The sequence below is a fragment of the Duganella sp. Leaf61 genome (genome assembly GCF_001421905.1).
Lineage (GTDB): Bacteria > Pseudomonadota > Gammaproteobacteria > Burkholderiales > Burkholderiaceae_D > Rugamonas > Rugamonas zoogloeoides.
Genome location: NZ_LMLM01000015.1, coordinates 1 through 14,043 on the forward strand (window position 1 = coordinate 1; position 14,043 = coordinate 14,043).

General features: G+C 68.8%; 3 protein-coding genes. All 3 read left to right on the top strand.

Translation table 11 applies throughout. From position 1 onward, the window contains the following. The coding region (locus ASF04_RS12855; protein ID WP_056142133.1) for a hybrid non-ribosomal peptide synthetase/type I polyketide synthase at window positions 1-11,678 on the top strand (11,678 nt) is incomplete at its 5' end. Beyond that, window positions 11,678-13,482: condensation domain-containing protein (locus tag ASF04_RS28740; RefSeq protein ID WP_373922139.1), on the top strand; the 1,805-nt coding region annotated here is incomplete at its 3' end. The genes ASF04_RS12855 and ASF04_RS28740, both read left to right, overlap by 1 nt. Before the next feature lie 21 nt (window positions 13,483-13,503). Further along, window positions 13,504-14,043, top strand: a 540-nt coding sequence (locus ASF04_RS28745; protein WP_373922140.1) for an AMP-binding protein, incomplete at its 3' end; no start/stop codon positions are given.

The following is a 14,043-nucleotide window of genomic DNA, read 5'->3' on the forward strand; positions in this document are numbered from 1 at the left end:
TGGCCTACCAGGGGCGCCAGGACCACCAGATCAAGCTGCGCGGCATGCGCATCGAAGCCGGCGAAGTGGAAGCGCAGCTGCGCCTGCTGCCCGGCGTGCACGACGCCGTGGTGGCCGGCTTTGCGCTGGAAGGCGAACAGGAAGCGAGCCGGCTGKCCGCGTACGTGGTGCCGCCGGCCGGCGGCGCGGCGCCGCAGCCGGCGCAATTGCGCAAGGCGCTCAAGCTGCAACTGCCCGACTACATGGTGCCCGATGTGTTCATCGCGCTGGCGGCGCTGCCGCTTACCCGCACCGGCAAGGTGGACCGCAAGGCCCTGCCGTCGCCGGCTGCCGCCGACCTGCACACCACCAGCTATCTCGCACCGCGCAACGCGACCGAGACCGCGCTGTGCGCACTGTGGCAGGACCTGCTCAAGCGCGAGCGCATCGGCATCGAGGACAATTTTTTCGAGGCGGGCGGCCATTCGCTGCTGGCCACGCGCCTGCTGAGCCGCATCCGCCAGGCACTGGGCGTGGAACTGCCGCTGCGCGCGCTGTTCGCGCATCCGACCGTGGCCGCGCTGGCCGAGGCGCTGCCCGGCTACCARGCGCAGGTGCTGGCGCCGATCGCGCGCGCCGACCGCACGGCGCCGCTGCCGCTGTCGTTTGCCCAGCAGCGGCTGTGGTTCATCGACCAGCTGGAAGGCAGCAGCGCCGAGTACAACCTGCCGGTGCGGATCGAGCTGGCCGGGGCGATGGACGCGGTGGCGCTGCGGCTGGCGCTGCAGGCCATCGTCGAGCGCCACGAGGTGCTGCGCACGGCCATCGCCAGCGATGAAGGACAGGCGCGCCAGCTGATCCGGGAAGACGCCGCGCTCGTGTTCGACGAACACGACCTGCGTGCGCTGGGGGCGGCGCAGCAGGCCRACGCGCTGGCGCAGCTGGCGGCCGCCGACGCGGCCCGCCCGTTCGACCTGGCGCGCGACGTGCTGCTGCGGGCCGCGCTGGTGTGCCTGGCAGACCAACACCATGTGCTGCTGCTGAACCTGCACCATATCGCCGCCGACGGCTGGTCCGCGCGCGACGTGCTGCTGCGGGCCGCGCTGGTGTGCCTGGCAGACCAACACCATGTGCTGCTGCTGAACCTGCACCATATCGCCGCCGACGGCTGGTCGTTCGGTATTCTCAAGCGCGAACTGGCGGCACTCTACAATGGCTACAGCCAGGGCTTGCCGGCGGCGCTGCCGCCGCTGCGGGTGCAGTATGCCGACTATGCCAGCTGGCAGCGCGCGCGGCTGCAAGGGGATGAACTGGCGCAGCAGCTCGATTACTGGCGTGCGCAGCTGGCCGGTCTCCCGGCCGTACACGGGCTGCCGCTGGACCAGCCGCGGCCGGCCCGCCAGCGCTTCCATGCCCGCACCGTGGCGCAAACCATCGCCTCTGACCTGCTGCAGGCGCTGGAGGCTTGCTGCCAGCAGCATCAAGTGACGCTGTTCATGTTCCTGCAAACGGCAGTGGCGGTGCTGCTCAAACGCTACAGCGGCGAGACCGATATCGTGATCGGCTCGCCGATCGCCGGCCGCGCGCACAGCGATGTGGAAGGCCTGATCGGCCTGTTCGTCAACAGCCTGGTGCTGCGCAGCGACCTTGCCGGCAATCCCTCGTTCACGGCGCTGCTGGGCAGGAACCGGCAAATGATACTGGACGCGTACGAGCATCAGCACGTGCCGTTCGAAATGCTGGTCGATCAGCTGCAGCCGGAGCGCAGCCTCAGTTACGGCCCGCTGTACCAGATCATGTTTACGCTGCAAAACAACGAGCGTCACGAGATGGCGCTTGACGGGCTGGTGGTCGAACGCACGCTGGGCAGCCATAACACCATCAAGTGCGATCTCGAGCTGACGGCTGCCGTGGGTGCGGGGCAGCTGCATATCGACTGGGCCTACAATACCGACCTGTTCGAAGGCGCCAGCATCGTGCGCATGGCCTCTAACTTCGAGGAGCTGCTGCGCGCCATCGTGGCGCGGCCCGAGACCGGTATCGGTGCGCTGCCGCTGCTGACGGCGGGCGAGCGCGACACCCTGCTGCATGGCCGCAACCAGGCCGACATGGCCTACGATGTCGCAGCCACGTTGCCGGCCCTGTTCGAAGCCCAGGTTGAGTCCACGCCCGGCGCCACCGCACTGGCCGATGCCGGCGTTACGCTGACCTATGCCGCGCTCAATGCGCGCGTCAACCGCCTGGCGCATTTCCTGCGCGGACAGGGCGTGGGCGAGGGCAGCCTGGTTGGTCTGTGCATGGAGCGGTCGGCCGCGATGGTGGTGGGTCTGCTGGCGATCCTCAAGGCCGGCGGCGCTTATGTGCCGCTGGATCCGGAGTACCCGGCCGCGCGCCTGGCGTACATGCTCGACGACGCCGGCGTGCGGCTGGTGCTGGCGGATACCGCGAGCCTGTGCGCCTTGCCCGACGGCGGCCCGGCCACGATCTGCGTCGATGACCCGGCGCTGCATGCGGCGCTGACCGATTGCGACGCCGCCAATGTCGCGGCGACGGTGTCGCCGTCCCAGCTGGCGTACGTGATCTACACTTCCGGCTCCACCGGCCAGCCGAAGGGCGTGTGCATCGAACACCTGGCGCTGGCCAACTTGCTGCAGTCGATGGCGCAGCGTCCTGGCATCGCGGCGCATGACTGCCTGCTGGCCGTGACCTCGATCTGCTTCGACATCGCCGCACTGGAATTGTTCCTGCCACTGGTCCGCGGCGCCCGGCTGCACGTGGCGGGCCGCGACGCGACCCGCGACAGCGACGCGCTGCAGGCGCTGATCGCCGGCTGCGACGCCACCATCATGCAGGCCACGCCCGCCACCTGGCGCCTGCTGCTCGACGGCGGCTGGCGCGGCAAGGCCGACCTGGCCGTGCTGTGCGGCGGCGAAGCCTGGACCGTGGCGCTGAACCGCCGCCTGCAGGACAAGGTAGGATCGGTGTGGAATGTGTACGGCCCTACCGAGACCACGATCTGGTCCACCGTCGACCAGGTCGGCGCGGACGACGCGTCGGTGTCGATGGGGACGGCGGTCGCCAATACCGATCTCTATCTGCTCGACGAGCACGAGAACCTGGTCCCCACCGGCGGGGTCGGCGAGCTGTATATCGGAGGCGCCGGGCTGGCGCGCGGCTACTGGAACCGCCCGGAGATGACCGCACAGCGCTTCGTGCCCCATCCGTTCAAGCCCGGTGCTCGACTGTACCGGACCGGCGACCTGGTGCGCTGGAATGCGCAGGGAAAACTGGAATACCTGTCGCGGGCCGACCAGCAGGTCAAGATACGCGGCTACCGCATCGAGATCGGCGAGATCGAAACCCGGCTGTCCACGCTGGACCTGGTGCGCAACGGCGTGGTGCTTGCCAAGCCGCTTGGCGGCGACGGCCATCGCCTGGTCGCTTACGTGGAACCCGCCGAGGACATGGCGGCCGACGAAGGCGTGCTGGCGGCGCAGAAGCAGGACTGGATCGAACGGTGCCGGCGTCACCTGGGACAAACGCTGCCCGACTTCATGGTGCCGGACACCTATGTGTTCCTGCCGGCGTTCCCGCTCACCTCGAACCGCAAGGTGGACCGCAAGGCCTTGCCCGATCCCGCACCGGCCGATCTACGCACCACCGACTACGTGGCGCCGCGCAATGAACGCGAGCAGATTCTGTGCGACGTCTGGGCGCGCGTGCTCAAGCTCGAACGGGTGGGTGTGAACGACAGCTTCTTCGCCCTGGGCGGCGATTCCATCGTCTCGATTTCGATGGTGGCCCAGGCGCGCAAGGAGGGGGTGGCGCTGTCCGTCAAGGACGTGTTCGAGCACAAGACCGTGGCCCGCCTGGCGCAACTGGACCGTGCCGGTGCCAGCGCAGCCGCCAGCGCCGGGCTGCTGCCGTTCACGCTGCTGGACCCGGACGAGCGCCAGACGCTGGGCGCCGGCATCGAGGATGCCTACCCGGTATCGCCCGCCCAGATGGGCATCATCGTGCAGTCGCAGCGCCATCCGGCGCTTTATCATGACGTGTTCAGCTTCAGGGTGGCGGCGCGCTGGGACGCGGTGCTGTTCAGCGAGGCGCTGGACCATTTGCTGCGCCAGCATCCGGTGCTGCGCACGTCCTTCGATTTCGAGGGGCCGCGTCCGCTGCAGCTGGTGCACGCGCAGGCTGCCGTGCCGGTGACGGTGGCGGATCTGCATCTGCTCACGGCCGGCGCGCGCGACGCCGGGATCGCGCAACTGATCGATACGGAACACCTGCGCCAGTTCGAGCTCGATGCCGCGCCATTGCTGCGCGTGTTCATCACCATCACCGGCCCGGCGCAATTCGAATACAGCCTGAGTTTCCATCACGCGATCATGGACGGCTGGAGCGCCTCGCTGCTGACCACCAGCCTGTTCCAGGCCTACCAGCAGCGCCTCGACGGCGTGCAACTGGCGCCGGCGCCGGTCAACCACAGTTTCCGCGACTATATCGGCCAGCAGGTGGCGGCATCGGTCAACAGCGAGAGCCGCGCGCACTGGGACGCGGTACTGGAACAGGCGGACGGCTACCAGATTCCGCGCAAGCCGGCGCTGGCCGAAGCGCCGGCGCCGGCGCTGCATGCGGTGACGGTGCCGGCGATCGACGCGCTGTCGGGCGGCTTGATCGCGCTGGCCAAAGCGCTGGGAGTACCGATGCAGAGCGTCCTGCTGGCGGCGCACTTCAAGGTGCTCGCGGCGCTTGCCAACCGTGCCCAGGTCATCACCACCATCGGCCTGGCGGGCCGGCCGGAAAACACCCGGGCTGCGTCCGCGCTGGGCCTGTTCGTCAATGCCGCGCCGCTGGCGGTGACGCTGGCCGAGGGGAGCTGGCAGGCGCTGATCGCCGATGTCGACGCCGCGCTCGGCCGCAACATGGCGCATCGCGACTATCCGGTCACCGGCCAGCCGGCCAGCCTGTCCGAGACGCTGTTCAACTATACCCACTTCCAGGCATACCAGGAGCTCGGCGCCTGCGACGGGGTGCAGGTGACGGGCAACCGGTTCGTGGAGCAGACCGATTTCGATTTTCATGTCAGTTTCCACCGGGCCGGCGCCAGCGACCGGATCGCGATGGAGATCAACTACAGCACCGCGTTGTACGACGCCGATACCGTCGCGCAAATCGCCGAACGCTACATCATCGCCTTTGAACGGATGCTGGACGACGTCCATGCCAGCCACCGAGCCCATGCCCTGTTGACCGCGCGCGAGGCGGGCGGCCTGCTGCGGCAGTGGGGCGCCAATCCCAAGCCGTATCCGCAAACGGAGTCCGTGCATCGCCTGTTCGAAGCGCGGGCCGCCCTGCATCCGGCGCGGCTTGCGGCCACCAGCGGCACACGCACGCTCACTTACGGCGACCTCAATCGCCGCGCCAACCAGCTGGCGCGCCACCTGCGCGCGCTCGGCGTGGAACGCGGCCAGCCGGTGGCCATGCTGGTGGAGCGCGACTGCGACATGCTGGTCTGCATGCTCGGCATTCTCAAGGCTGGCGGCGCCTATGTGCCCATCGACGCCGGCTATCCGGCGGCCCGGATCGAATTCATGCTGGCCGATTGCCAGGCCGGCGTGGTGGTGTGCGCCAGCGCGCTGGCGGACAGCCTGCCGCCGGCACACGCGCTGCGGATGGTCGCCATCGATCATGACGCCACCGTGGCCATGCTGTCCGCGCTCGATGGCGGCGACCTGGCGCCGCAGGAGGATGATGATGGCGCCAGCGCGCTTGCCTACATCATTTATACGTCCGGATCGACCGGTACGCCCAAGGGCGTGATGGTCGAACACGGCAACATCGTCTCGCTGGTGTCGGACGCTGCGTATGTCGACATCGGCGAGGATGGCGTGATCGCGCAGGCGTCCAGTATCTCGTTCGACGCCGCCACCTTCGAGATCTGGACCGCGCTCACGCGGGGCGCCCGCCTCGTGGTGATCGAGCGCGACTGTCTGCTCAACATGGAGGAACTGGCGCGACGTCTGCGTGAGCAGCGCATCAGCGCCATGTTCATGACCACGGCGCTGGTCAACCGCATCGCGGCGGACATGCCGGACTGCCTGGGCACGCTGCAAACCCTGCTGTTCGGCGGCGAGGAAGTGAACTACGGCGCGGTAGCGCAATTGCAGGCGCATTGTCCGGCGCTGCGCCTGGTGCACGTGTACGGACCCACCGAGACCACCACCTTCGCCACCTACGCGCACCTGGACGGCGGCTACGGCGCCGCACGGCCGATCCCGATCGGCCGGCCGATGGAAAACATGGCGCTGTACGTGGTCGGCTGCGAGGGCATGGCGCCGTCCGGCGCCCGTGGCGAACTGTTCATCGGCGGCGCCGGCGTCGCGCGCGGCTACCTGGCGCGTCCCGAGCTGAGTGCGGAGCGGTTCCTGGCCGATCCGTATGCCGGCGGCGGCGCGCGGATGTACGCCACCGGCGACATCGTGCGCTGGCTGCCCGACGGGCAGATCGAGTTCTTGGGCAGGGTGGACCGCCAGGTGAAAATCAACGGTTTCCGGATCGAGCTGCCCGAAGTGGAGATGGCGCTCGGTGCGCTGCCGGACCTGAAGGAAAGCCTGGTGCGTGTGCGCGACGACAGCCATGGCGGCCGCCGCCTGCTGGCCTATGTGGTGCCCCGCAGCGCTGGCGCCAACCCTGCGGAGCTGATCGCGGCGTGCCGCCGGCAACTGAAGTCCGCGCTGCCGGACTACATGATACCGGCCGCCTTCGTGGTGCTGCCGGCGTTGCCGCTCAATGCCAACGGCAAGGTGGACGTCAAGGCCTTGCCGGCGCCGGCTGGCGAAGACCTGTTCCGCAACGCGTACGTGGAACCGAAGTTCGAGCTGGAACGCCAGTTGTGCGCGGTCTGGCAGGAGGTGCTCAAGCGCGAGCGCGTGGGCATCACCGACAACTTCTTCGAAGCGGGCGGCAGCTCGCTGCTGGTGATGCAGCTGCAGCGCCGTATCGAAAAGGTCACGGGGCGCAAAGTCGGCATCGCCGACCTGTTCGCCTATCCAAGCATCGCCGACCTGACCGGCCATTTGCTGGCGCGCGATGGCGCCGAGGTGCGCCCGGGGATGTCCAATGCACCGCTGCGCGCCCGGGTTGAGCCTGTCGCCGTGATCGGCATGGCGGGCCGTTTCCCCGGCGCGCGCGACATCGACACCTTGTGGCGCAACCTGGTCGATGGCGTGGAATCGATCAACGAGTTCTCCGACGAACAACTGGCGGCTGCCGGCGTGCCGGAACAACTGATCGGCCACCCAGACTACGTCAAGCGCGGCGTGCTGCTGGAGGACCTCGACCAGTTCGATGCCGGCTATTTCGGCATGACCCCGCGCGAGGCGCAGATCGTCGATCCGCAGCAGCGGCTGCTCTTCGAGTGCACGCTGGCGGCGCTGGAGCAGGCCGGCTACGGCCGCTGCGAGCAGCGCCAGCACGTGGGGGTGTTCGTGTCCGTCGCGGACAGCCGGTACCTGGTGGAGAATATCCACAGCAATCCCCAGTTGTTCGACGCCGTCGGTGCGCTGGCGATCCGCAATGCCAACAGCCGTGACGGCGCGGCCACGCGCCTGTCCTATAAATTCAACCTGACCGGGCCGAGCGTGAACATCAACACCGCCTGTTCGTCGTCGCTGGTAGCGGTGCACGAAGCCTGTAAAAGCCTGTGGCTGGGCGAATGCGAGATGGCGCTGGCCGGCGGCGCCGATATCTCCCTGCTTGCGGCCCAGGGCTATCTGTACAGCGAAGGCGACGTGATGGCGCCGGACGGCCATTGCCGCGCTTTCGACGCCCAGGCCTCCGGCACCCGGCTGGGGAGCGGCGCCGGCATCGTGCTGCTCAAGCCCTTGTCGGCCGCGCTGGCGGCCGGCGACACCATCCATGGCCTGATCAAGGGTTCGGCCATCAACAACGATGGCGCGGCCAAGGTAGGCTACACCGCGCCCAGCGTCGCCGGCCAGGCCGAGTGCATCCGCCAGGCGCTGTCGATGGCGGGGGTGGAACCATCCACCATCGATTACGTGGAGGCGCACGGCACCGGCACGCGCATCGGCGATCCGATCGAGATCGCGGCGCTGGGCAGCGCGTTCGGCGCGTCGGGCCGGCAGTATTGCGCGATTGGTTCGCTCAAGACAAATATCGGCCATCTGAACACCGCCGCCGGCATCGCCGGATTGATCAAGACCGTGGAAACGGTCAGGCGCGGCCAGATCCCGGCGTCGATCCATTATTCGCAGCCCAATCCGCAGATCGACTTCGCCGCCGGACCGTTCTTCGTCAACGCCGCGTTGCGCGACTGGCCGGCCACGGCCGGTCCGCGCCGCGCTGCCGTCAGTTCGTTCGGTATCGGCGGCACCAATGCGCACGTCGTGGTGGAACAGGCGCCGCTGGCGGCGCCGGTAACAGGGCAGAACCAACCGGCCGCGCCGCAGTTGCTGCGGCTGTCGGGCCGCAGCGAGGCCGCCGTGCTGCGCATGTGCGCGGACCTGGCCGGCCACCTGCGCGACCGTCCGCAGGAATGCCTGGCCGACGTCGCCCATACCTTGCAGATCGGCCGCCGCCGCCACGAGTACAACCACTACCTGGTGGCGGAAAGCCACGCGGAAGCGATCGACAAGCTGGAGGCGGCGGTAGCGCGGCGCGACGTCTCGCGCGCCGCCCCGGGCGGACGTTCGGTGCCGGTGGTCTTCATGTTCCCCGGCCAGGGCAGCCAATATGCCGGCATGGCCACCGGGCTGTATGATGCCGAACCGGTATTCCGGCAATGGGTGGACGCCTGCCTGGCCAGACTGGCACCGCACATGGACGTGAACCTGGCCCGCATCCTGCTGCCGCACCTGCACGGCGTGCCGGCTGCCGAAGCGCAGGCGCAGCTGGCGCGCACCGAGGCGGCCCAGCCGGCCCTGTTCGTGGTCGGGTATGCGCTGGCCAAGATGTGGAAATCGTGGGGGCTGGAACCGGCCGCCATGATCGGCCACAGTATCGGCGAATACGCGGCGGCCTGCCTGGCCGGTGTGTTTACACTCGATGAAGCGCTCGGACTGGTCGCGGCGCGCGGGCGCCTGATGCAAGGCGTGCCCGGCGGCAGCATGCTGTCGGTGGCGGCGACACCGGAAGACGCCGCGCACATGGCGCTGGAATTCGATTGCTGCGTAGCGGCCATCAACAGTCCGCGCAACTTCGTGCTGTCGGGACCAGGCGAAGCGATCGGCCGCGCCGCTGCCACGCTCACGCAGCGCGGTGTGGAAAGCACGCTGCTGGCTACCACTCACGCCTTCCATTCGCGCATGATGGAACCCATCATGGACGAATTCGCACGCCTGGTCGGCGGCATCGCAATGCGCACGCCGCAACTGGCGTTCATCTCCAACCTGCGCGGCGGGTGGTGCGATCCCGCCGAGGTCTGCACGCCGGCCTACTGGGTGCGCCACCTGCGCGAAGCGGTCAATTTCTCGGGCGGCATCGATACCCTGCTGGAGCGCTACGACGGCTTGTACCTGGAGCTCGGCCCCGGCAATGTGCTGGCCTCGCTGGGCCGCAAGAGCGTGCACCACGCCCGCCAGCGCTTCGTCGGCTCACTGCGCCATCGCAACCAGGCGGAAGGCGACCTGCGGTTCCTGCTGAAGGCTGCGGGAGAGGCCGATCTGGCCGGGGCGGAGCCGGACTGGCGGCGCTTACACGCCGGACAGCCCCGCCGCCGGGTACCGCTGCCGGCCTATCCGTTGCAGCGCGAACGCCACTGGGTCGAGCGGCAACTGGTCCGCCGGGCGACCGAAGCGCCGCTGGCGACCGGCCGCAAACCGTTGCCCGACTGGTTCAGCACAGTGTCCTGGAAGCGGGCGCCGGCCATGCCGGTGGAACGGATCGACCTGGCGCAGCAACGCGGTTGCTGGCTGCTGTTTGCCGACCAATACGATATCGCCGAACGCCTGGCGGCGGCGCTGGAGTCGGCGCAGCAGACGGTGGTCCGGGTGGCGTTCGGCGCCAGCTTTGTCGTCGCCGGCTCGTCGTGCACGATCCGCAGTCACTGCGAGGAGGATTATCAGGCGCTATTCGCCGTCCTGGCGGTGCGCGGCCAGTTGCCGGACCGCGTGGTGCACCTGGGCAGCCTGGCGCTGCCGGCCGCCAGTGCCAGCTACCAGGACTTTGTGCTGGCGCAGCAAACCGGCATGCTCAGCCTGATTTACCTGGTGCGCAACTGGGCGCGCGCCATGCCGGACACGCAACTGGGACTGCACGTGGTCACCAACGACCTGTTCGACGTCCTCGGCTCCGAAGTCCTGTTGCCGGCCCGTTCCACCGTCGCCGCCATCTGCAACAGCATCCCGCAGGAGTACCCGCAGGTCGCCTGCAGCCACCTGGACCTGGCGCTGACGCCGCATTGCGCGACGGACCTCGGCCAGCGCGCCGCGCTGGCGGCGCGCCTGGTGTCGGAATTGTCGCTGCGCCGGCCGGAGCGCCTGGTGGCGCTGCGCGGCGCAGCGCGCTGGCAGCGTGGATTCGAGCCGCAGGTTGCCGGTGCGGTAGCGGCGCACAGCTTCGTGCAGGGCGGCGTTTATTTCATCACCGGTGGCCTGGGCAAGATCGGACTGGCGCTGGCCCGCCAGCTGTGCGAGCGCTTTCATGCCGACGTGGTGCTGACCACGCGCAGCGCGCCATCGGCGGAGTGCCCGATGGACGCGGACCGGCTGCTGCAGGTGGACCGCTGCACGCTCGATGGAGGACGCCTCCGGGTGCTACAGGCCGATGCCGCTGATCGCGAGGCCATGGCAGCTGCACTGGCGGCCGCCGAGCAGGAGTTCGGCCGCATCGACGGCGTGATCCACTGCGCCGGCGACGTGGCCGACGCCATCCGTCCGCTGGAGACGGTCGGCGAAGCCGACTGCCTGCGCCAGTTCCTGCCCAAGGTGCAGGGCCTGCTGTTCCTCGACGAACTGCTGCGCGACCGCGACGTGGGGTTCTGCATGGCGATGTCGTCGCTGTCGGCGGTGCTGGGCGGGATCGGCTTCGGCGTCTACGCGGCCAGTAACACGTACATGGACACCTTCTGCCACCAGAAGCACCAGCAAGGCGATCCGCGCTGGATCAGCGTGAACTGGGACGGCTGGAATTTTGCCCAGAATGCCGAGGACAAGTTCTTCGACATGCTGCACGAAAACCACATCCCGGGCAGCGAAGGCCTGGCGGCGCTGGCCCAGGCGCTCCACCTCGGCCACGCACCGCAGCTGGTGTGCTCGACCACCGATCTCGCAACGCGCCACCGGCGCTGGATCGAGCGCGCCGTGCCCGCGACGGCACCCGCGCCGGATGCCGACGCCGCAGGCGAAACGCCGGCGGTGATGGTCCTGGACGGAGGACGTAATGCCACCGACGCCAGCCTGCTGCAGATCTGGCGCGACCTGTTCGGCATGGCCGAGGTGGGTATTCGCGACAACTTCTTCGACCTGGGCGGCGATTCGCTGCTGCTGGCGCGGCTGCTGGCCCGGATACGCGCCGAATTCGGCGACCGCGCCAACGCCATCACGCTTGCCGGCATGTTCAACAGCCCCTCGATCGAGGGCATATCCGACCTGATCGGAGTCGCCAGTTCGCTCTGGCACGCGGACCGGAACGCCAGCGCCATGAGCGCGGACGCCGCCGCATTTGAAGATGGAGAAATCTAGTGGACATCGCGCATATTCACGACCAGGCGGCCCAGCGGGGCATTCACCTGTATCTCGAGGACGAGCGCCTGCGCTTCCGCGCCGACCCCGGCGCCATGGACCAGCACATGCGCGACCTGCTGGCGGCGCACAAGGTGGAGCTGATCGCGTACCTCGGGCAGCTGGCCGCGCTGCGCGGGCAGGCCGGCCCCACGCTGGCGCCGATTGTGCCGGTGGCGCACGCGGGACAGGTGCGCCCTTCGTACGGCCAGGAGCAGTTGATGTTCCTCGACCAGCTGAGCGGCGGTAAAAATAATTACAACATCCCGGTGGTCTACCGCGTGACCGGCCCGCTGGACCGCGATGCCTTGCGCGCTGCGTTTGCCACGCTGCTGGAGCGCCATGAAATCCTGCGGACCCGGTTCCACGCGAATGGCGGCGATCCGTGCCTGGAACCCGTCGCCGCATACGAGGCGCCGTTCCACGTCGTGGACCTGCGCGGCGCCGCCGCGCCGCAGGAGGCGGTCGTGGCGTTGGCCAACCGGGACGCCGCGCACCGCTTCGACATCGCCCGCGACGTGCTGGTGCGCCTCACGGTCGCCTGGCTGTCCGATACCGACCACGTGTTGATGTTCAATACCCACCACATTGTTTCCGATGGCTGGAGCATCGGCATTTTCATGGGCGAGCTGGCCGCGCTTTACAACGCCGGCGTGGACGATCCGCGCGCGCTGGCAGACCTTTCCGCCGTTCTGGCGCCGTTGCCGGTCCAGTACAGCGATTACGCGGCGTGGCAGCGGCAAATGCTCGATGGCGCTCCGCGCCAGCAGCTGCTTGGCTACTGGAAGCGGCAGCTCGACGGCCTGGCGCCCGGCCTGAACCTGCCATTCGACACGCCGCGCGATGCCGCCGGTAGCTTCCGTTCCGGCGCCGTGCAGCGCAGCGCCAATACCGGCCTGACCGCAGCCATCCACCAGTTGTGCAAGCGCCACAACATCACCTTGTTCATGTTCCTGCAAAGCGCGCTGACGGTGTTATTGCACCGCTATTCGGGCGATACCGATATCCCGGTCGGCACCGCCGTCGCCGGCCGCAGCCAGGGCGAGACCGAGGGATTGATTGGATTTTTCGTCAACACCGTGGTGCTCAGGAGCGATCTGTCGGGCGATCCCACGTTTATCGAACTGGCTCGGCGCAACCGCCGCATGATCCTCGAGGGCTTTGCCCACCAGCAGTTGCCGTTTCCGCTCATGGTCGAGGAACTGAACCCGCTGCGCGATACCGGCAGCAGCCCGTTCTTCCAGGTGATGCTGATCCTGCAGAACAACGCGGGCGGCGGCACCGGCCTGCGCGGACTGACGCTGGAGAAGATGGGCCAGAACCCGTCCGTCAACAAGTTCGACCTCGAGCTCGATGTGACCGACGCCCAAGGCCGGCTGCATTTGGGCTGGACCTATAATGCGGCGCTGTTTGCACACGGCAGCATTGCGCGCATGGCGTCGAACTTCGAGCAGCTGCTGCGCGCCATCGTGGCCGTGCCGGACGCCCGTATCGGCGCGCTGCCCGTGCTGGCGGACGACGAACGCCACACGCTGCTGCATGCCTGGAACGACACGGACGTAGCCATCGTGGCCGTGCCGGACGCCCGTATCGGCGCGCTGCCCGTGCTGGCGGACGACGAACGCCACACGCTGCTGCATGCCTGGAACGACACGGACGTGGCGGTGGACGGCGCCGCCACGCTGGCTGCGCTGTTTGAAGCGCAGGCAGCGGCCACGCCGCACGCGCCGGCCCTCGTGGATGGCGCCGACACGCTCGATTACGCNGGAACGACACGGACGTGGCGGTGGACGGCGCCGCCACGCTGGCTGCGCTGTTTGAAGCGCAGGCAGCGGCCACGCCGCACGCGCCGGCCCTCGTGGATGGCGCCGACACGCTCGATTACGCGGYGCTGAACGCGCAAGCCAACGGCCTCGCTCACTACCTGCGCGCCGCCGGCGTGGGCGAGGRCAGCCTGGTCGGCCTGTGCCTGGACCGTTCGGCCGCGATGGTGACGGCCATGCTGGCCATCGTCAAGGCRGGCGGTGCATACCTGCCGCTCGATCCGGGCCAGCCGGCCGCGCGCCTGGCCTTCATGCTCGGCGACGCCGGCGTGGACCTGGTGCTGTCGCGCAGCACGCACCTGGCCGCGCTGCCGGCGCAGGGCGTGCGCGTGCTCGATCTCGACGCGGCGCCGCTGCGCGCGGCGCTGGCTGGTGGCGATGCCGGCAATCCCGTGCGCCGCGACGACGGCGCGGCCATGGCCTGCGCCATCTACACCTCCGGCTCGACCGGCATGCCGAAGGCGGTGATGATGCCGCACCGCGCCATCGTCAACCGCCTGCAC